Source organism: Rhodococcus sp. Q (assembly GCF_005503035.1).
Lineage (GTDB): Bacteria > Actinomycetota > Actinomycetes > Mycobacteriales > Mycobacteriaceae > Rhodococcus_G.
This window is the reverse complement of sequence record NZ_SCOY01000019.1, coordinates 46,876-67,270: the sequence shown is the minus strand read 5'-3', so window position 1 is coordinate 67,270 and position 20,395 is coordinate 46,876. Positions and strand designations below refer to the sequence as shown.

General features: G+C 69.1%; 16 protein-coding genes and 1 riboswitch. Of the genes, 10 read left to right on the top strand and 6 right to left on the bottom strand.

Annotated elements, in window-relative coordinates; translation table 11 throughout:
- The first annotated feature begins 97 nt into the window (after positions 1 to 97).
- From FFS72_RS17580 to epsC, 7 genes are all read left to right on the top strand, one after another.
- Positions 98 to 850, top strand: a complete 753-nt coding sequence (locus FFS72_RS17580) for a hypothetical protein (protein WP_137875128.1) — start codon at positions 98 to 100, stop codon at positions 848 to 850.
- Positions 843 to 2,237 carry a hypothetical protein gene (locus FFS72_RS17575; protein WP_137875127.1) on the top strand — a complete coding sequence of 465 codons (1,395 nt, stop codon included), beginning with the start codon at positions 843 to 845 and terminating at the stop codon, positions 2,235 to 2,237. Before FFS72_RS17580 ends, FFS72_RS17575 begins: the two co-directional genes overlap by 8 nt.
- Positions 2,238 to 2,280: 43 nt before the next feature.
- Entirely contained in the window at positions 2,281 to 2,595 is a 315-nt protein-coding gene (locus tag FFS72_RS17570; protein ID WP_137875126.1) for a DUF6802 family protein, read from the top strand.
- Between the two features lie 287 nt (positions 2,596 to 2,882).
- Complete coding sequence (locus tag FFS72_RS17565) at positions 2,883 to 3,605, top strand: hypothetical protein (protein WP_171018729.1); 723 nt, start codon at positions 2,883 to 2,885, stop codon at positions 3,603 to 3,605.
- A gap of 318 nt (positions 3,606 to 3,923) precedes the next feature.
- The gene (locus FFS72_RS17560) at positions 3,924 to 5,750 is read left to right on the top strand and encodes a phosphoenolpyruvate carboxykinase (GTP) (RefSeq protein WP_137875125.1); all 1,827 of its coding nucleotides are present in this window, start codon (positions 3,924 to 3,926) and stop codon (positions 5,748 to 5,750) included.
- 163 nt (positions 5,751 to 5,913) lie between these two features.
- Positions 5,914 to 6,849, top strand: coding sequence for a cysteine synthase A (gene cysK / locus FFS72_RS17555; protein WP_137875124.1), 936 nt, complete (start codon positions 5,914 to 5,916; stop codon positions 6,847 to 6,849).
- A gap of 3 nt (positions 6,850 to 6,852) precedes the next feature.
- Positions 6,853 to 7,437, top strand: coding sequence for a serine O-acetyltransferase EpsC (gene epsC / locus FFS72_RS17550; RefSeq protein WP_050063945.1), 585 nt, complete (start codon positions 6,853 to 6,855; stop codon positions 7,435 to 7,437).
- 55 nt (positions 7,438 to 7,492) lie between these two features.
- On the opposite strand, the gene FFS72_RS17545 is transcribed toward epsC, so the two are convergent.
- Positions 7,493 to 8,470 (bottom strand): cation diffusion facilitator family transporter, encoded by a 978-nt coding sequence (locus FFS72_RS17545; protein ID WP_137875123.1) that lies wholly within the window; start codon positions 8,468 to 8,470, stop codon positions 7,493 to 7,495.
- 212 nt (positions 8,471 to 8,682) lie between these two features.
- On the opposite strand from FFS72_RS17545, the gene FFS72_RS17540 reads away from it, so the two are divergent.
- Complete coding sequence (locus tag FFS72_RS17540; protein WP_137875122.1) at positions 8,683 to 9,267, top strand: hypothetical protein; 585 nt, start codon at positions 8,683 to 8,685, stop codon at positions 9,265 to 9,267.
- A gap of 186 nt (positions 9,268 to 9,453) precedes the next feature.
- Positions 9,454 to 9,623: riboswitch (M-box (ykoK) riboswitch) on the top strand.
- A gap of 309 nt (positions 9,624 to 9,932) precedes the next feature.
- A complete protein-coding gene (gene mgtA / locus FFS72_RS17535) occupies positions 9,933 to 12,617 on the top strand; it encodes a magnesium-translocating P-type ATPase (RefSeq protein WP_137875121.1) in 2,685 nt (894 codons plus the stop codon).
- 79 nt (positions 12,618 to 12,696) lie between these two features.
- Here the strand turns inward: mgtA and FFS72_RS17530 are convergent, their stop codons facing one another.
- The 4 genes from FFS72_RS17530 to FFS72_RS17515 all read right to left on the bottom strand — a co-directional run bounded on the left by FFS72_RS17530 (position 12,697) and on the right by FFS72_RS17515 (position 17,293).
- Positions 12,697 to 14,145 carry an aldehyde dehydrogenase gene (locus FFS72_RS17530; protein WP_137875120.1) on the bottom strand — a complete coding sequence of 483 codons (1,449 nt, stop codon included), beginning with the start codon at positions 14,143 to 14,145 and terminating at the stop codon, positions 12,697 to 12,699.
- A 117-nt stretch (positions 14,146 to 14,262) separates the two neighbouring features.
- Positions 14,263 to 15,429: a phosphotransferase family protein gene (locus tag FFS72_RS17525; protein WP_137875119.1), complete on the bottom strand. Its 1,167-nt coding sequence runs from the start codon at positions 15,427 to 15,429 to the stop codon at positions 14,263 to 14,265.
- Positions 15,430 to 15,569: 140 nt separating this feature from the next.
- Positions 15,570 to 16,457 (bottom strand): ROK family protein, encoded by an 888-nt coding sequence (locus FFS72_RS17520; RefSeq protein WP_137875118.1) that lies wholly within the window; start codon positions 16,455 to 16,457, stop codon positions 15,570 to 15,572.
- Positions 16,458 to 16,522: 65 nt separating this feature from the next.
- Positions 16,523 to 17,293 (bottom strand): class I SAM-dependent methyltransferase, encoded by a 771-nt coding sequence (locus FFS72_RS17515; protein WP_249353382.1) that lies wholly within the window; start codon positions 17,291 to 17,293, stop codon positions 16,523 to 16,525.
- A 137-nt stretch (positions 17,294 to 17,430) separates the two neighbouring features.
- Here FFS72_RS17515 and FFS72_RS17510 point away from each other — a divergent pair, with 137 nt between their 5' ends.
- Positions 17,431 to 18,672, top strand: coding sequence for a glycosyltransferase family 4 protein (locus FFS72_RS17510; RefSeq protein ID WP_137875117.1), 1,242 nt, complete (start codon positions 17,431 to 17,433; stop codon positions 18,670 to 18,672).
- Here FFS72_RS17510 and FFS72_RS17505 read toward each other — a convergent pair.
- A complete protein-coding gene (locus FFS72_RS17505) occupies positions 18,604 to 20,385 on the bottom strand; it encodes an MmpA family trehalose lipid delivery protein (protein ID WP_137875116.1) in 1,782 nt (593 codons plus the stop codon). The two genes, FFS72_RS17510 and FFS72_RS17505, sit on opposite strands and share 69 nt — an antisense overlap.
- Positions 20,386 to 20,395: the final 10 nt, after the last annotated feature.

The following is a 20,395-nucleotide window of genomic DNA, read 5'->3' as shown; positions in this document are numbered from 1 at the left end:
GACACGTCTCCCGTTTGCACTGACCGGCTGTCATCATCACCACGCGTGTCGGGGGAGCCGCGCACGGGACTCGGAACACGTTGGGGGTGGCGTGAAGGTGTCGACTGATTCTTCTCTGGGTGGGGTGCTGCTCGCCCTCGGTGCGACCGCGCGGAAGGACGCGAGCGGCCTCGAACGGCTGTCGGTTGCCGCGGACGCCGCGGTCCTCGTCGAGTTCACCGGCCGCGCGGGTGTCGGCAGGTCCACGCTCGTCGCGGCGCTCGGATCCGTGGACGGCGCGGAGATCGTGGAGTCGGCCGCCCGTGACCGCCCCGGGTCCGTCGATCCGGTCCTCACCGGAGACGTGGTCGTGCTCGTGGTTCTCGACCCGCCGCGCGACGTGGACCGAGCGGCTGCCGCGGAGGCAGCGGGACGCCTGGTGCCGGTGCTGGCCAAGACCGACACCCTGACCGATCCCGACCGCGCGCTCGCCCGGGCGGCGTCGGCCCTCGAGGCGCCGTGCCTGCCCGTCACCACCGTCGGCCCGGACACCGGTCTGCCGCGGCTGCGTACGGCTCTGGACGACAGGGTTCGCGTGATCCGGGCCGCGCGGGCCGCGGAGCTGCTCAGCCACCTGCGGACGATCGCCGATCGGAACGGTGCCCGCGCGGCCGTCGACGATTTCCTCGCCTGCGACGAGGGAGTGCGCCTCGCGGCCCGGGCAACAGGTCTGGCGAGCCCGGACGGTGACGCGCAGACCCGGGCCCGATACTGGCGAACGCGGATGAACACCGAACAGGATCCCGACGCCGTGCGCGCCGCAGTGGCACTGCACCGCGATGCCGTCCGCGAGTGGGCGCGCCATGCCTGACCTCGACGTCGAGCAGGTGTTGCGACGCTGGCAGCTTCCCGGCTCGGGCGCACCCACGGTCGCCGTCGTCGGGCCGCCTGGCAGCGGTCGCAGCACGCTGGCCGATGCGCTGGCGTCGCTGCTGCCCGCGTTCCGGGTTCGTGACGGCTCGGATCCGGCTGCGTCCGTCGTCGTCGTGGCGTTCGATGCGTCCGCGCCGATCGGCCGGGAGGAACTGGGGTTGCTCACCGCTGCGGCCGCCACGGGATCGGTGGCGATCGCCGTCGTGACCCGGATCGACGCCCACCACGACTGGAAGTCGGTCCTCGACCGGGACGAGGCGGTGCTCGCCGGGCACGCACGCCGCGTCGTTGCCGGGCCGATCCTCCCGGTGTCCGTGTCTACGGGCCTCGGCCTGCCGGAGTTGCGGACAGCGGTCGAGCGCGCTCTGGACGACGGCGGCGCCACGCCGCGTCACGTCGAACTCGACCGGGTCCGGGCGATGGTCCGGGCGACCGCCGACGACCTGCGCCGTGACGACGCCACCGCGGCGCTGCGCGAACGTCGCGCAGCGCTGATCGCGGACCGGGACGGACCCCGCACCGAGTCCGCGGCGGCGCTGCGGCGGCTGTCCGCGCTCGCCCGCGTCGACCTCACCCATCTCGTCGGCGACCGGGTCCGTGCCGCGACCGCGGCCCTGCGCGCGGAGGTGGACCGGTCGGGGCGGTCGATGGCGGGGGAGTTTCCTCGTCGAGTGCGCGAGGAGGTCGACGTGCTGACTACCGCGGTGGACGCGACGACGGATGCGGTGCTGGGTGACCTCGCGGCCGCGGTGATGGGTGCGCCGCATCCGGTGGCAGGCCCGAACCGTCGCCCTCCCGTCGTGGACGATCCGGAGCCGCGGCACCGGGGCGTCGAGGATCGGATGATGATCGTGGTCGGTGCCTCGGCCGGCGCCGGACTCGGCCGGCTCGTGGTGTCACCGATGTCCCACATCGCCGCGTTCGACCTCGTCGCATTGCCCGTGACGCTCCTGATCGGGGGTGTCGCGGCGTGGGCGCTGACACGGATGCGCGGACTGGCCGCGGACCGGGCCCACCTCCGACAGTGGCTGGCGGAAGCGATGACGCAGGTCAGGTCGGGTCTGGAGCAACGGGCGCTGACGCGGCTCGTCGAGTCGGAAGCCGAGATCGTGGACGCCGTGCAGCGGGCGCATCGGGAGCGCGCCCGGACGACCGAACGCTCGCTGGCCGAACTCGACCGGGAGTTGCGGGACGGTGTCGCGCGGACCTCGGGGCGTCTCGCGGCCGTCGAGCGCGACCTCGCGGTCCTCGACCGCGCACTCGTGGAACACGATCGCCCGTTCGAGGAACCGGCGGACCGTGTGCTGCGTCCAAGTCCACAGTGACCGGCCCCGAAAGGGGAACGCGGGCGATCGAGAGGATGCCGAGATGCAGGACGAGACGCTGGTGGCGGGAATCGACGACCAGTACCCGGTGACCGTCGAGGCCGGTCCGGGTTCCGGAGACCTCATGCTTACCGAACCGACCGTCGACCTCGACGGTGACGGCATTCTCGACACCCGCGTCTATTCGGACGGCGGCGGAATGACGATCGCGTCCGACCTCGACGAGGACGGCTGGGCGGACCACGTCACCCGCATCGAGGCGGACGGCGCATACGCCGCGTGGGAGCCGCAGCGGGACCCGGACGGGACGGTTCGCTGGGACCCCGTCGACGAAGGACGGCTGTCGTTCGAGCGGTAGACGCCGGCGCGAATAGCTGTTCAACCGGCCCGGTTGTGTCGCCGGGCCGACGAGTCGGTGTGAAGGAATCCTTCGCCGTTCGACCGCTGTGCGGTCCGAGTCGGATCCGATGCCCCGTTTTCCGGGGCGTATTGCGGCCAATTCCGTGAAAACGGTCAGGCAACTGGACGATCGTCCGTATAAAGGTCTCGGTGCGTTATCTGATGATTGCGCACAGATAACTGACTATCAGGACTCGTCGCTGGGTAGTCGCGTTGGGTCCCGAACGAATCGTGAACGGAGTTTCCATGTCTCGATCCTCCCTGCGCCGCGTCACCGCCGCGGCCGCTGCGAGCGCGCTGGTCCTCGGCGGCGCAACGCTGAGCCTCGGCCTCGGAACCGGTGTCGCGGCAGCCGCAGATACCTGCGCACAGTCCACCCATGCCGAGAAGAACAACGCCAGCACCGTCTGGATTACCCACACCTACGACCGCTCGGTCAACGTGACCGAGGCCGCAGGCGGCACCCAGGTCACCTACAAGACCGTCATCGGCACCACGAGCATCGGCAACCCGTACGTCAACACCATCACCGAGTTCCCGCCCGCCGGATTCGGTGCGCCCGTCAAGTCGACGATCACCGCCTACAACCTCATCGGTGGTCAGCAGCCCGAAGAGGTGACCGCGACCCCGAACGGCGCCGGCTACAAGTTCACCAGCACCGGCTGGTTCGTGAACTCGGGTAACCCGGTCACCCTCGAGACCACCTACGTGGTTCCGAAGAACGCGACCCCCGGCTCGGCGATCACCAGCGGCGGCATCGGTGTCGCCGGCACCGTCGGTGTCAGCAACGAGCTGCCCAACCTGAACGCCTGCTTCAAGGTCCGTCTGCCCAACGCCGGCGAGACCGTGCTCAGCGTCGCCGACGAGACGGGCACCGGTTCGGGCGACGGCCAGCTGTCCTCGACCGGTTCGATCAGCGACGTCCTTGGTGACACCATCCTCAAGGTGATCGAAGGCTCGCTGAGCTGATCTGACGCACGACGTCCAACTCTGGCGGTGACGACCTCGGTCGTCACCGCCAGAGTTGTCTCGGTGGATCTGCTCGGATCACTGAATCGGTCCTGTGACCGATCGGACGTGACCCGATTCCCACATCGCGGACGCGCAGAGCTAACCTCTATTCAGGACACCCGGCGCCCGTGTCGTCGTCAACCGTGTGAAACCACTCGCACACGGTCGATGGAACAGCGGGTGGTGCCCCACCGAGAGGGGTAATCGCGATCCGCCGCGCACTGTCGTCCGGCAGGGCGCCGTGACTCGATTCCGGAACACCCCAGGGAGAGTTTGATGACCTCAGCGACCATTCCAGGTCTGACTGGCACTGACACCGCGCCCACCTCGCACGGCGAACTCCTCGCCTGGGTACGCGAAGTGGCGGAGCTGACCCAGCCCGATCGCGTCGTCTTCGCCGACGGTTCGGACGAGGAGTGGGACCGCCTGACCGCGCAGCTCGTCGAGGCAGGTACCTTCACGCGTCTCAACGACGAGAAGAAGCCCAACTCGTTCCTCGGCAACTCCGACCCGTCCGACGTGGCGCGTGTCGAGTCTCGCACCTACATCTGCTCGCGTGAAGAGATCGACGCCGGCCCCACCAACAACTGGATGGACCCGGCCGAGATGCGCGGCCTGATGACCGACCTGTACCGGGGCTGCATGCGCGGGCGCACCATGTACGTGGTGCCGTTCTGCATGGGTCCGCTGGGCGCCGACGATCCGAAGCTGGGCGTCGAGATCACCGACTCCGAGTACGTCGTCGTCTCGATGCGCATCATGACCCGCATGGGCCAGGCCGCGCTCGACAAGCTGGGCTCGGACAAGCCGTTCGTGAAGGCGCTGCACTCCGTCGGCGCGCCGCTCGCCGACGGCCAGGCCGACGTCCCGTGGCCGTGCAACGACACGAAGTACATCACCCACTTCCCCGAGGACCGCGAGATCTGGTCCTACGGTTCCGGTTACGGCGGCAACGCCCTGCTCGGCAAGAAGTGCTACTCGCTGCGTATCGCGTCGGCCATGGCCCACGACGAGGGCTGGCTGGCCGAGCACATGCTGATCCTCAAGCTGATCTCGCCCGAGGACAAGGCGTACTACATCGCGGCGGCGTTCCCGTCCGCGTGCGGCAAGACCAACCTCGCGATGATCCAGCCGACCATCCCCGGCTGGCGCGCCGAGACCCTCGGCGACGACATCGCGTGGATGCGCTTCGGTGAGGACGGCCGTCTGTACGCCGTCAACCCGGAGTTCGGTTTCTTCGGCGTCGCGCCGGGCACCAACTACGGCTCGAACCCCAACGCGATGAAGACGCTCGAGGCGGGCAACTCGCTGTACACGAACGTCGGACTGACCGACGACGGCGACGTCTGGTGGGAGGGCCTCGAGGGCGAGCCTACGCACCTGATCGACTGGAAGGGCAACGACTGGACCCCCGAGTCCGGCGAGAAGGCCGCCCACCCGAACTCGCGCTACTGCACCCCGATGTCGCAGTGCCCGATCCTCGCCCCCGAGTGGGACGACCCGCAGGGCGTGCCGATCTCGGCGATCCTGTTCGGTGGACGCCGCAAGACCACCGTCCCGCTGGTCAGCGAGTCCTTCGACTGGCAGCACGGCACCTTCCTCGGCGCGACGCTCTCGTCCGAGCAGACCGCCGCTGCCGAGGGCGCGGTGGGCACGGTCCGCCGCGACCCGATGGCGATGATCCCGTTCATCGGCTACAACGCAGGCGACTACCTGAACCACTGGATCACCCTCGGCAAGAACGCCGACTCGGAGAAGCTGCCGAAGATCTTCTACGTGAACTGGTTCCGTCGCGGTGACGACGGCCGCTTCCTGTGGCCCGGTTTCGGCGAGAACTCCCGCGTCCTCAAGTGGATCGTGGACCGCATCGAGCACAAGGCGGGCGCGCAGACCACCCCGATCGGCTACGTGCCGACCGCGGCGGACCTCGAGCTCGACGGCCTCGACGTCGTTGCCGCCGATGTCGACGAGGCCCTCGCGGTCGACGTCGAGGAGTGGAAGTCCGAACTGCCGCTCATCGAGGAATGGTTCGAGTTCCTCGGAGAGAAGGTGCCGTCGGGCGTCCGCGACGAGTTCGAGGCTCTGAAGCAGCGTCTCGGCTGACGTAGTCCAGCTTCGTGATGAGGGGAACCCTCGACCGGTTGATCCGGTTGAAGGTTCCCCTCACCCGTTTCCGGGGGTGGTGTCGCCGAACCCAGGTGGCAGTGGTGGAATACATCCAACGAACAGCGACGCCCGGCGTATACGCACGGGGAGAGGATCAGCGATGAGCCAGATCTACAACAACGTCACCGAACTGGTCGGGCGGACCCCGCTCGTCCGCCTGAACCGCCTCACGGACGGTGCGCAGGCGCAGGTGGTGGCCAAGCTCGAGTTCTACAACCCCGCCAACAGCGTCAAGGACCGCATCGGTGTCGCGATCATCGACGCCGCCGAGCAGTCCGGTGAGCTCAAGCCCGGCGGCACCATCGTCGAGGGCACGTCCGGTAACACCGGCATCGCGCTCGCCATGGTTGCGGCCGCCCGCGGCTACAAGGTCATCCTCACGATGCCGGAGACGATGTCCACCGAGCGTCGCGTCATGCTGCGCGCCTACGGCGCCGAGATCGTGCTGACCCCGGGTTCCGAGGGCATGGCCGGTGCCGTCAAGAAGGCCGAGGAGATCGTCGGGCAGACCGAGAACGCGGTTCTCGCACGCCAGTTCGCGAACCCGGCCAACCCGGCCATCCACCAGGCCACCACCGGTGAAGAGGTCTGGGCCGACACCGACGGCAAGGTCGACATCTTCGTCGCGGGCATCGGCACCGGCGGCACCATCACCGGTGTCGGCCGCGCACTGCGCGAGCGCAACCCCGAGGTCAAGATCGTGGGCGTCGAGCCCGCCGATTCGCCGATCCTGACCGGCGGACAGCCCGGCCCGCACAAGATCCAGGGTCTCGGCGCCAACTTCGTGCCCGACATCCTCGATCGCGACATCTACGACGAGATCATCGACGTCAAGCTGGACGACGCCATCACGACCGCACGCAGCCTCGGCACCGACGAGGGCATCCTCGGCGGCATCTCCGCGGGCGCGAACGTGTGGGGCGCGCTGGAGCTCGCGAAGCGTCCCGAGAACGCGGGCAAGCTGATCGTCGTGGTGGTGCCGGACTTCGGTGAGCGGTACATCTCGACGCCGCTGTTCGAGCACATCCGGGACTGAGACATGGGAGTGCTGCGCACGGTTCGGGAGGACCTGCAGGCCGCGCGCGGCCAGGACCCGGCCGCGCGTAGCAACGTCGAGAACGCGATCGTCTACTCGGGGTTGCACGCAATCTGGTCGCACCGGGTCGCGCACCGCATGTGGGCGAAGCCCGCGCTGCGTGGTCCGGCCCGCATGCTCTCCCAGTTCACCCGGTTCCTGACCGGCATCGAGATCCACCCCGGCGCGACGATCGGCCGGCGGTTCTTCATCGACCACGGGATGGGTGTCGTCATCGGCGAGACCACCGAGATCGGCGACGACGTGATGCTCTATCACGGAGTCACTCTCGGCGGTCGGTCGCTGGCGAAGACGAAGCGTCACCCGACGATCGGGAACCGCGTCACGGTCGGCGCGGGAGCGAAGATCCTGGGCCCGGTCGTCGTCGGGGACGACAGCGCAGTCGGCGCCAATGCGGTCGTCACCCGTGACGTGCCGCCCGATTCGATCGCGACAGGAATTCCGGCGACCGTGCGACACCGCAGCGGTCGCCAGCACGAGCAGTTGGTCGACCCCAACAGCTACATCGACCCTGCGATGTACATCTGAGCTGACCCCAGGGGGAGGGGAGTCCATGTCCGGTCCGACCGGGCATGGACTCCCCTCACCCGTTGTCGGGGGTGAGCGCGGGGTCGCCGGGCGTCGACAGCGACAGCACGACCTTGCGGATGTACGGATGCTGTTCGAGGGCCTTCTCGCATCGGTCCAGTTGTTCCGCGACGGTGTGCTCGGCGCCGTCGCCGACCAGGTCGACGGCCCCGACGACGAACACCTGACGCGGACCCAGGTACTCCATCCGCAGCATCGTCACCCGCTCCACTTCCGGAAGATCCAGCAGGGACCGCAGGCCTGCGTTCCGCAGCTGTGGTGACGCCTCCTCGCCGACGAGGAATCGTCGGTTGCGGTCGATCAGGATCACCGCGATCACCCCGAGCAGGATGCCGACGAGGATCGACCCGATCGCGTCGGGCACCGGTGACCCCGTGATCTGGTGCAGGAGGATTCCGACGAACGCGATCAGTAGGCCGATCAGGGCCGCGGCGTCCTCCGCGAACACGGCCCGCACCGTCGGGTCGGACGTGTGGAGTGCGTGCTCGAACAGGTCGCGATCCGCGGACGCCGCCTCGGTCCGGACCTGCCGATACGCCTGCCGGAACGAAATCGCCTCGAGTACGAGGGAGATGCCGAGTACCGCGTAGGCGATGCCGTAGTCGGCGGCGGGCTCGGGATGGACCAGTTCCTGGATGCCGTGCGTGATCGACACCCCCGCGCCGAGCGCGAAGAGTCCGAGTGCCGCGAACATCGACCAGATATATGCCTCACGTCCGTATCCGAGCGGGTGGGCGCGGTCCGCGGCCCGCCGCGATCGTCCGTTCGCGATGAGCAGCAGCACCTCGTTTCCCGTGTCCGCCCAGGAGTGGGTCGCCTCCGCGACCATCGAGGCCGACCCGGTGAGCACCGCGGCCACAGTTTTGGCGAGGGCGATCGCGAGGTTCGCGCCGAACGCCAGCACCACAGTGAGCGTGCTCTCCTGGCCGGAATCCGACCGCTCGGAGCCCGCCGTCACGTCCGGATCCGTCATTCGTGGAACCCTACGACGAGCAGTGGGCGTTCTGCCTCGGCTGGAGCCGTGTCGAGCGGTCCGTGTTGGCGGAGTAACGGTTTGGCGGGGAATCTCCGGGCAGTCGGCGTGTTTTCCCGCGATTCGGACGGTTGTCCAATAGGGTGCGGGCGCTCTCTCCAAGTCGGACCGCATAGCGGGGGGTTGCGGTCACATCCACAGGAAGGTTCACCATGCCGAGTACCACCCTGACGAGGATCGTCGGCGGCGCCGCGATCACCGCCGCGACCACCGCTGCACTGGCATTCGCAATGCCGGCGACGGCGTCGGCCGCGACCGCGACCGCGCCCGTGTTGAAGGCGTCGGTCAGCGGCGGGGACGTCACGTTCACACTCGACGATCCCAACACCGGCATCCTCGACGGGTGCGCAGCCGGTCTCGTCGACGCCGGCCGCGCGGTGGAGATCAGTGCACTGCTGGCGAACATCACCGATCCGGCCAACTTCCTCGGCATCCTCAACAGCGGTGTCATCAAGGGCGCACCCGCGATCACCACCATTCTGGATCGTTCCGCGAGTGTGACGGTTCAGGACCTGCCCAACGGCGTCTACGCCGCGGTCGGTGCCTGCGCGGGCATCGGCAAGGACGCGGCGACTGCGATGGCGCCGGTGATCGTCCCTGCCGGCCTCGGCAGTGTCGCCGGTGTCGCCGACTTCGGCAGCACGGTCCTCGAGAACCCGGAGGCCATTCCGGTCTTCCTCACGCTGCTCGGTGTGTCGACCGCGAGCAGTGGCGACAGCGGGAGCGCCGGCAGCTGATCCCCGGGAAACATGAACGCGCGTCGCACCTTTCGGTGCGGCGCGCGTTTCACGTTCGGTAGGGTCTGCGGCCGCGACGACCCCGTCCCCGGCCTCGGCAGGGCCGGTCCCGTGACGGGTCCGCCTTGCCAATCGCGTCGAGGCTCGATTTGACAGTCGTCCGACCGTGGTGGTTGGTTGGATGGCGCAGCACCTCGTTAGGCGAGGCTCCTGCACGAACACAGGCCACTGATCTGACGACGTCGAGAGACGCCCAAGGTTAGGACAGGTCTCCCCGGATTAAGGGGTGATCCAAGGTGGCTTCCCGGAGTCGGGACACGTCGTGCAGTGCCGAAGCTTTTACGTGGAGGTGACGTGTTTCACGAAATGCGTTCCGCAAGAAGGACTCACGACCTCGTGTGCTCGCCGGAACTTTTCGGCGCCGGATGGTCCACCGACCGGCGCCCGTGTCTCAAGGAGGTGACCGCCGTGGACGAACCCCCCAGTCGACTGTCGACTCGCATCTCGATGACCGACGGCGGTCGCCGCGCGCTCTAGCCGTCTCCCGCCTCGGTCCTTTCCTCCACGGCCAACCGCCGTGCCCACTCGCGCGACTTGTCTTGTCGCGGAGAAGTTTTGCGCTGCGCTCCTGACGTTTCGGAGCCGGCGCGGAGAAGGACACAGCCATGTCATTCACCACTGTGCTCACGTTCCCTCGGCGAGAGAAGGCGGCGGAGCGCTCGCACACCACCTCGCTGGCACCGGACGACGCCCGTCGGTTGACCGCTCTCGCCGGGCGGGCGCCGCGTGACGTTCACGCCGATCTCGGCACCACCTTCCAGGGATTGCGCTCCGACCAGCTGGACCGGCTGCGCGAGGAGTTCGGTCCGAACCGCATTCGTCGGGACGGACCCCCACCTGCGTTCATCCAGCTGCTGAAGGCGTTCACGAACCCCTTCGTTCTCATTCTGGTCTTCCTCTGTGTCGTCATGTTCGCAACGGACGTCCTGTGGGCCGACGACGGCCCGTCCTACGACGGCATCGTGCTGGTGGGATCGATGGTCCTGGTCAGCGTTCTGCTGCGGTTCTGGCAGGAGCACCGCTCGGGTCGGGCCGTGGCGGCACTCGAGAAGATGGTCACCGTCACCGCCACGACCACCCGGCGGCTCGACGGCAAGGTGGTGAGCGGCGAGATCCCGATCGACGAGTTGCTACCCGGCGACGTGGTGTCCCTTGCCGCGGGCGACATGATCCCCGCCGACGTCCGGGTCGTGCGGGCCACGCACCTGCAGGTGAACCAGTCGATGCTCAGCGGGGAGTCGGCGCCGGTCGAGAAGACGGCAGCAGCCATCCACGGGGCGGACGCGCGGCGAATCCTGGACGCGGACAACCTCGCCTTCATGGGGACCTCGGTTGTCTCGGGCTCGGCCACGGCGGTCGTGGTGAACACCGGACGCCGCACCTACTTCGGCGCAATGGCGAAGTGCCTGGACAATTCCCGGCCCGACACCGAATTCGACGTCGGAGTGCGGAAGGTCAGCTATCTGCTGATCCGGTTGATGGTCGTCATGGTTCCGGCTGTCTTCGTGATCAACGGCCTCACCAAGGACTGGAGCCAGGCTCTGCTGTTCGGCGTCGCCACCGCGGTCGGACTGACACCGGAGATGCTGCCGCTGATCGTCACCGCGACGCTCGCGAAGGGCGCGCTGCACATGTCGCGCCACAAGGTGATCGTCAGGCGGCTGGGGGCGATTCAGAATTTCGGCGCAATGGATGTGCTCTGCACCGACAAGACGGGGACCCTGACGGAGGACCGGATCGCGCTGGCCGACCACCTGGATCCGGTGGGGCAGCGCAGCAGGTCGACCCTGCGTCTGGCGACGGTGAACGCCCACTTCCAGACGGGGCTGCGCAACTCGATCGACGAGGCCGTGCTGGCTGCGGCGGGAAAGCCGTTGTCCGAGTGGATCGGGCGAAATCACCGCCTCGTCGACGAGATCCCGTTCGACTTCACGCGTCGCCGCATGTCCGTCGTGGTCGAGGACGGCGGACTGGACCTCCTCGTCACCAAGGGTGCGGTGGAAGAGGTCCTTGCCTTGTGCGACTCGGTCCTGGCGAATGACCGGACGCGCGAGCTGAACGCGACGTCCCGATCCGAGATCGAGGAGCTCGTCGCACGCCTCAACGGCGAGGGCAAGCGAGTACTTGCGTTGGCCCGCAAGCATGTTCGCGTCAACGGAGAGGGGCGGCGTGACTACACGAGCGTGGACGAGTCGGGCCTCACCCTCGTCGGGTTCCTGACCTTCCTCGACCCGCCGAAGGCGTCGGCCTCGTCGGCAGTCGCGGCGCTGCAGGCCCACGGCACCGCGGTCAAGGTGATCACCGGCGACAACGAGCTGGTCACGGAGGCCGTGTGCCGCAAGGCGGGAATCGAGGTCGGCACCGTCGTCGACGGTGACCGGGTGGACCGGTCGAGCGACGTGGAACTCGCCGCGCTCGTGGGGGAGACGGCCGTGTTCGTGAAGATCGATCCGACGCAGAAGGCGCGAATCGTACGGTCGCTCAAGCAATGCGGGAACACCGTCGGGTTTCTCGGCGACGGGGTGAACGACGCACCGGCACTGCACGCCGCGGACGTCGGCATCTCGGTGGACAGCGCTGCCGACATCGCTCGTGAGTCCGCGGACATCGTCCTGTTGGAGAAGGATCTCGGTGTACTCGAGCACGGTGTTCTCGAGGGTCGTCGCACGTTCGGCAACATGCTCAAGTACGTCAAGATGACCGCCAGCTCGAACTTCGGCAACGTGTTCACCGTGCTGGTTGCGAGTGCCATGCTGCCGTTTCTGCCGATGATCCCGCTGGTCCTGTTGGTGCAGAATCTGGTGTACGACCTCGCGATGCTTGCGCTTCCCTGGGACCGCGTCGATCGTGAGTTCCTGACCAGGCCGCGTAAGTGGGAGACCCGCAGCCTGGCCCGGTACATCGTGTCCTTCGGCCCGATCAGCTCGATTTTCGACATCGCGACGTTCGCGCTGATGTGGTTCGTCTTCGCCGCCAACGCGCCGGAACACGCCGCGCTGTTCCAGTCCGGGTGGTTCGTCGAGTCACTTCTCACGCAGACTCTCATCGTCCACGTGATTCGCACTCGGCGAGTTCCCTTCCTGCAGTCCCGGGCGTCGGTGCCACTCCTCGTGACGACAGCACTCGCGTGCGTGTTCGGGCTCATGCTTCCGTTCACCGGCCTCGGCGGGTCGCTCGGGCTGATTCCGTTGCCGTGGAGCTACTTCCCGTGGCTGATCGGAATCCTCGCGGCGTACTGCGCGACGACCCAGATCGCGAAGATGCTGTTCATCCGCCGCGGCTGGATGTGAGGGGTTCACACCCCTCGGCCGACAAACGCGAACGCGCGCCGCACCTTTCGGTGCGGCGCGCGTTCGCGTCAGTGGGAGATCAGGCGCCGTAGCCGGGCGGCATCAGGATCGACTTGATCTCGCAGTACTCGTCCAGACCCTCGGGGCCGTTCTCGCGGCCGATGCCGGAGTTCTTGTAGCCGCCGAACGGGGAGCCCGGATCGAAGGCGTACCAGTTGATTCCGTAGGTGCCGGTGCGGATCTGCTTGGCGATCTCGAGGCCCTTCTCGACGTCGGTGGTGTACACCGAGCCGGCGAGGCCGTAGTCGGAGTCGTTGGCGATCTTGATGGCCTCGTCGACGGTGTCGTAGGGGATCACCGACAGCACGGGTCCGAAGATCTCCTCGCGCGCGATGGTCATCGAGTTGTCGACGTCCGCGAAGATGGTCGGCTCGACGAAGTAGCCCTTCTCGAGGCCGGCCGGCACGCCGCCGCCGAGGACGAGGCGGGCGCCTTCCTCCTTGCCCTTCTCGATGTATCCGAGGACCTTGTCGCGCTGCTTGGCGGTGATGATCGGGCCGAGCTGCGCGGCCGCGTCGTCGGGTCCGCCGACCGGGAAGAACCCGGCGAACTGCACCATCGCCTCGACGATCTCGTCGTAGCGGGAGCGCGGGGCGAGGATGCGGGTCTGGCCGACGCACGCCTGGCCGGAGTTCATCAGGCCGGACAGCACCAGCATCGGCATGGCCGTCGCGACGTCCATGTCCTCGAGCAGGATCGCGGCGGACTTGCCACCGAGCTCGAGCGAGCAGCGCTTGAGGTTCTGCGCGGCGATCGCGCCGATCTTGCGGCCGACGGCGCTGCTGCCGGTGAAGGTGATCTTGTCGACGTCGGGGTGCGAGACCAGGTATTCGCCGGTTTCCGCGCCGCCGGGGACGATGGACAGCACGCCCTCGGGCAGGCCGGCCTCGGCGAAGATCTCGGCGACGAGGTTGGCGTTCATCGGGGTTTCCGGCGCGGGCTTGAGCACCAGGGTGCAGCCGGAGATGATCGCAGGCGCGAGCTTGTTCACCAGCAGGAACAGCGGGACATTCCAGGCGATGACGGCGGCGACGACGCCGACCGGCTCGCGCACGACCTTGCAGACGCCGAACGGTCCGGTGCGCTCTTCCTCCCAGGTGAACGTCTCCGCCAGCGCCGCGTAGCTGTTCAGCACCGCCAGCGTCGGCGTCTTCTGCATCAGCTCGACGCTCGCCCGCGGCGCGCCCATCTCGGCCGAGATCAGCGTGCACAGCTCGTCGGCGCGCTCCTCGATCAGCTTCGCGGCCTTGACGAGGATCTCGGCGCGCTGCGTCGGGGTGGTCTGCGGCCAGGGGCCGGACTCGAGGGCGGCGCGGGCGGCGCCGATCGCAGCGTCGATGTCCGCGGGGGCGGCGACCGGCACGCTGCCGACCCGCTCCTCGGTCGCGGGCGAGAACACCTCGAGGCGTTCGGACGTGGACGGCTGCGTCCACTGTCCGCCGATGTAGAGCTTGTCGTAGTCGGTCATGAGTTCTTCCTTGCTGGTGCGGATTTCGGCTCGTGCGGGTCGTCGAATGCGGTGGAACGAGGGATCAGGTGCTGGCCTCCCCCGGTGCGTGCGTCGTTGAAGTCGCTGTTGCGGGCGTCACGGAACCCTGGCCCAGTAGGTGCCGTCGATCATGTCCTCGAGTGTCTTGCGGTGCATGATCATGTCGTCGGGATCGTCCGGCAGCGTCGCGTGCCCGAACGCGATCGCCCGGCTCTGCACGCGGAACATGATCGTTGCGTGCCGAAGCGCGGCGTAGACGCTGTAGTAGTCGAGATTCTCGGCGGTGTACCCCGTGAGGTCCGCGTAGGTGGCGGCGACGTCGTCGCGGCGCATGAAGTCGGGAAGTCCGGGTAGTCCCGCGACGGCGGCCAGGTCCTCGAAGAACCTGTGCAGGAAGATCATCCACGCGACATCCATCTCGCGGGGGCCGAGTGCAGCCATCTCCCAGTCCAGCACCGCGACAGGTGTGAAGTCGCGGAACATGATGTTGCCGATGCGGGAGTCTCCCCAGCACAGGACCGCGGGTGACGGGTCGGCGGGCACGTTCGCCTCGAGCCAGTCGAGGGCGCGCTCGATCAGCGGCGACCGCGGCCCGTCGGACGTGGCCCACCCGTAGTAGCCGCGCTGCCGGGCGAGGTGCGCTCGGAACGCGTCCTCGGCGGTCGGGCCCGCGTCGTGCAGGTGCAGGAAACCGAAGTTCTCGGCAGCGTCGGGGATCGCGTGCAGTGCGGCGAGGACACCGACGGACGCGTCCTGCAGGGTTCGGCGCTGCTCGGGCGTCGCCTCCGACAGCCACGACCCGAAGTTGTAGGGCATGACGTCCGGCGGGACGACACCCTCGATGCGCTGCATGACGAAGAACGGCGCGCCGAGCGGCGTCGGGTCCGGTTCGGACCAGTACGCGGTCGGGACCGGGACGTCGGACAGGTCACCGACAGCCTTCATGACGTCGAACTGGGTGCCCATGTCGTAGCTCGGGAAGATCGGCATCGACGATGCGCCGGGTTCGATCCGGGCGACCAGTTCGTGTACGCGGCGAGTGCCGTCCTCGGTCCATTCGGCATCGAGGAGCACGGTCTCGCTGGACATGCCGTTCGCGTCGGGGAGGCGAACCTCGAGGATCTGCGGGTCCGCGTCGGCGGGGAGGCGGCCGGCCAGCCAGGTCTGCAGTGCATCGCGGAGCTGTTCCGGGTCGCGCCGGGACTCGCTGGGTCGCGAGAATTCGGCGTGGTTGTCACCCTCGGCGATCTCGGTTGCGCTCACAGTGCCCTCGTTCCGTCGTCCTCGGCGGACGCGGGGCGATCCCGGCCTCCGAGGCTGAGTGTGGTGAGAAGCACACTAGAACACGTTACAGAGTCGTGGGGGTGAAATCACCACCCATTTCGGTTGGGCCTGTAACGGAATTAATCGCCGCAGGTCAGAACGCCGGCGCCGATCAGGGTTGCCCGCGCGCCGAGCGTCGCCGGGACGACCCGCAGGCCTCGGCTGAACGACAGCCCGGCGTGGCGCCGCGCCGCGTCCCTCATCGGACCCCACAACTGCGCTCCGGCCTGACCGAAGCCGCCGCCGACGACGGCCAGATCGAGGTCGAGGACGGCGGCCGTCGACGCGATCGCGGCGCCGATCGCCGTCCCGGATCGGCTCAGCGCCGCCGCGGCGACGTGGTCCCCGGACTTCGCCGCCCGCGCCAACTCCATGCCGGTCGACCCCACCCAACCCCTGGCGTTCGCCCACCGGACCGCGGACGGACCCGACGCGACCGCCTCCAGACACCCGAAACCGCCGCACGCGCAGGGCACGTCCTCCGCTCCCGGGACCACGACGTGCCCGATGTGGCCTGCGTTGCCGGTTCGCCCACCGAGGATCCGACCCTCCAGGACGATCCCCCCGCCCACGCCGGTCGACACGATCATCCCGATCTGGTTGTCGATGCCGCGTCCCGCGCCGAACCGGTACTCGGCGAGGGTGCAGCACGCGCCGTCGATCGCGAGGGTGATGTCCGCGTTCGGAAACAGGCTGCGCACCGCGTCGACGAGCGGGAAACCGTGACGCCACTCCGCGATGTTGAGGGGGCCGACGGCGCCTGCCAGAGCGTCGACGGGTCCGGCGGACGCGATCCCGACCCGCTCGACCCGGCGCCCGGCTGCCACGGCGGCAAGCAGGGATTCGGCGGCCGCCCACACGCCGACGTCCGGTGTCGCGACCTGCTGTTCGCCGGCCAGCGTCCCGTCCGATTCGACCCGCGCGGCCGCCAACTTGGTGCCGCCGATGTCGAGGGCGAGTGCGGTCATCGCCGCAGGCTATCGCCCGTGCACCTGTGTCGTCGTTCCGGCCACCGGAAAGGCGAACAAGCGCGTCAGCGTCGACGCACCACCAGGACCAGGTTCGAGACCAGGAATTCGCGCACCAGTGGGACTCTGACCAGCCACCACGCCCAGCGTGGGTGATACCGGGGAAACGCGGCGAGCAGGTCGCCGTCGGTCGTCGAGCGCGCCCAGGTCAAACCGTCCGCGGCCCCGACGTCGAACAGGGACACCCCGAACCGGTTCTTCGGCTCCCTGCCGTGCTTGCGGGCGTAACGACGGGCCGCGTACTCGCCGCCGAACGCGTGCCACGGACCCGTCTCGTGTCCGCCGAACGGACCCCACCACAGCGTGTACGACAGGACCATCAGCCCGCCCGGCTTGGTCACCCGCAGCATCTCGTCGGCCATCGTCCACGGCTGCGGCACGTGCTCGGCGACGTTCGACGAGAAACAGATGTCGACGGACGCGTCCCGCACCGGCAACGCCATCCCCGACCCGCGGATGCCGCCGTGTGCGGGCAGACCCGCGGCGTGCATCTCCGTCGGGTCCGGCTCCACCGGAACGTAGGTCGCACCGGCGCCGCGGAACGCGTCCGCGAAGTAGCCGGGACCGCCGCCGACATCGAGAACCGTCAGGCCTTCCAACGTCCGGCCCGTCGCACCGGCGTGCAGGTCGCCGATCAGTTCGAGAGAATCCGTCGCCAGCGCACCGTAGAAGCGGTCCGGATCGGTCTGCTCGAACCGGAAGTCCGACAGCAGCCGCACCGAGCGGCGGAGGGTGGCCCGACGGGCGAAGAGGCGGGTCACGGGGAGCGCGGTCACGGCGAGCCAGCCTATCGACACGTACAACGACGCGATCACGTCGGCACCGACCCGCACCACGCGGCAGGACAAAGCCGATAAGGTGTGCAACGGCCGCCGCCGCGGTCGACACACCCGAGGGTTCCAGGAGTAGTGCCGTGCGCGAGGTTCTGTTGCTGTGCTGGCGGGACACCGGGCATCCCCAGGGCGGCGGCAGCGAACGCTACCTGGAACAGGTCGGCGCCGGGCTGGCCGCACGCGGGATCACCGTCACTCTCCGCACCGCCTCGTACCCGGGGGCGCCCCGCGACGAGGTCGTCGACGGCATCCGGATCAGCCGGGGTGGCGGACGGTTCACGGTCTATCCGCGGGCGCTCGCCGCGATCGCCGCAGGTCGGCTCGGTTTCGGCCCGCTCAAGGGCATCAGGCCCGACGCCGTTGTCGACACCCAGAACGGCATCCCGTTCTTCGCCCGGCTCGTCGCAGGCGCACCCAGCACCGTCCTCGTGCACCACTGCCACCGCGAGCAGTGGCCCGTCGCGGGCAAGCTCGTCGGCCGGATCGGTTGGTGGGTCGAATCCCGACTGTCGCCGCGCGTACACAGCAGCAACCAGTACCTGACGGTGTCGCTGCCGTCCGCGGAGGAACTCGATGCACTCGGCGTCGACCGAGGCAGGGTCGCCGTGGTTCGCAACGGCGTCGACGCGGTCCCGCCGACCGCGCCCGTCGGTGACGACGCCACCCGCACGGCGCACCCCAGCATCTGTGTCCTGTCACGTCTCGTGCCCCACAAGCAGATCGAAGACGCGCTGAACGCCGTCGCGACGCTGCGGTCACGAATCCCGGGGCTGCACCTCGACGTCGTCGGCGGTGGCTGGTGGGAGCAGAACCTGCGCGACTGCGCCGCCGAACTCGGCATCGCCGACGCGGTGACGTTCCACGGGCACGTGCCCGAACAGCGCAAGCACGAACTCCTCGCCCGGGCATGGGTACACGTGATGCCGTCCCGCAAGGAGGGCTGGGGGCTCGCCGTCATCGAAGCGGCGCAGCACGGCGTCCCGACGGTCGGCTACCGCTCGTCCCGCGGACTGACCGATTCGATCGTGGACGGCGTCACCGGTGTCGTGGTCGGCGCCGAGATCGCGGACCCGGACCGCGGCGGCGAGGACGTCGCCGCGTTGACCGGAGCCGTCGAGGAGCTACTGCTCGATGCCGAGCGTCGCACCGAACTGGGGGAGAAGGCGCGGGTGCGGGCCGCCGAGTTCTCCTGGGCGCAGACCGCGGCCGGGGTGCACACCGTCCTCGCCGAATCGGCGGCGGGACGGCACGTGTCAGGACTGATCGGGGCGGACCCGACGACGGACCGCGCCGACTACGCAGCCGAGCGCGCCGCCGGCTAGCAGCAGCGCCCACAGCAGGTGCGCGGCCACCAGGGTGGCCCGATGCGTTGATGAATAGTCCTGCGGTGCAACGTCTCCCGGAACCCGATACAGCGTGAGGTGCTCGTCGGTGAACGCCGGCTCCAACGCGTCCAGCAGGTGAGTGTCCCCCGGTTCACCCGGCGTGCCGTGTTCGACGAGCACCCATCCGACACCGCGTGCCGCGAGATCCTCCGGCGCACCGCCCTTCTCGAGCAGCTCCTCGATCTCGGCTGCCCGGCCACCCTCCCCGGCGACGTCGGAGTCACGGGCGCCGACGACCAGGAGTTCCCCCGTCTGCGGGACGTCGAGGGGCAGCATCCGGGGTGCCGGATCGAGCACCGGTGCAGACCCCGAATACGGGAACCGGCGGAACGTCCCGGCGGGCAGCACCGCGACGTCGCCGTCGGCACCGTCGAGCACGGCCGCCACCTGCTGCCAGGAGTCCGGATAGTGCACCGGCCGCAGTGCGCCCCCGACACCCCACGCCAGGTCAGGTAGTGACAACAGAACGACGGCAATCGCGACGCCTGCCGCAGCGCGAGGCGGGCCGGCGTCGGCCCGGTCGGGGGTGAACACCCGACGGCCGAACGCCGCGAGCACCCCGACTCCGACCGCTGCCGCGAGCGCGTAGAACGGCACCGCGAGCGCGACCCACTTCTGGGCGTCGCGCAGCAGCCCGAACCCCGGCACGTGCACGACCGCCCACTCCGCGACGGTCAGTCCCCACCCGGTCGCCCCGACCGCGGGCAGCACCACGGCGACCGCCGCAAGAGCGGCCAACACCACCAGCATCGGATTCCGGCGCCTGCGCCACAGCGCGGGTAGCCCGCACGCGACCAGCGTCAGCAGCACGGCGGTGGCGATCAACGCCCACAGCGACGTCCGGCTGCCCGGTACGGCGTCCGCATTCCAGATCCCGCCCAACCCCGCGAGACTGCCCACCGTCGCCAGACCCGGCTCGGCGCGCGCCGCGAACGCCGCGACCCCCGCGGGATCGGCGCCCTGCGCGCCCGCCCCGGACAGGGCGGTCGCCGCGAGCCACGGCGCCGACACCCCCGCTGCGATCAGTGCTCCGACCAGAACGCGAACGCCGCGCCTCGACCGACCGCCCGGCGTCGCGAGCAGCAGCAACGCCAGCAGGGACGCCATGACGGCGCCCGTCGGCGTCAACCCGGCGGCGGCCAGCGCGAACACCAGCGGACACCACACCAGGACTCCCGGCGTCGACCGCCTGATCGCGACGACCGCGACCACGATCCACGGCAACGCCGCATACCCCGTCAGTAGACTCCAGTGCCCCTGCAGCAGGCGTTCCGCGACGTACGGATTCCACAGCGTCACCGTCGACGCCAGCAGTCGTGCGGGCAGGGTGACGGTCGGCAGTAGCACCGCGACCATGCGCGCCGCGCCCCACCCCGCCGCCCACAGTGCGAGCAGCAGAACGACCTTCACGACCACGCCGCCGTCGACCACCGTCGACGCGACCGCCAGCGCCGCGTCCTGCGGTACCGCGCGCGCCGCAGCGTCCGACAGGCCCAACGCCGAGTCGGTGAGGTACGACCGAGGGGTGCTGACCGCATCCCGCACCAGTAGGTGACCCGGCCCGAGCAGTGGCCCCAGTATCACCAACGCGAGAGCAAGACCGAACGCGGGCTCGGCCGGCCGGGTGAGCCCCGCGGGCCGCGCGATCATGGACCGAAGA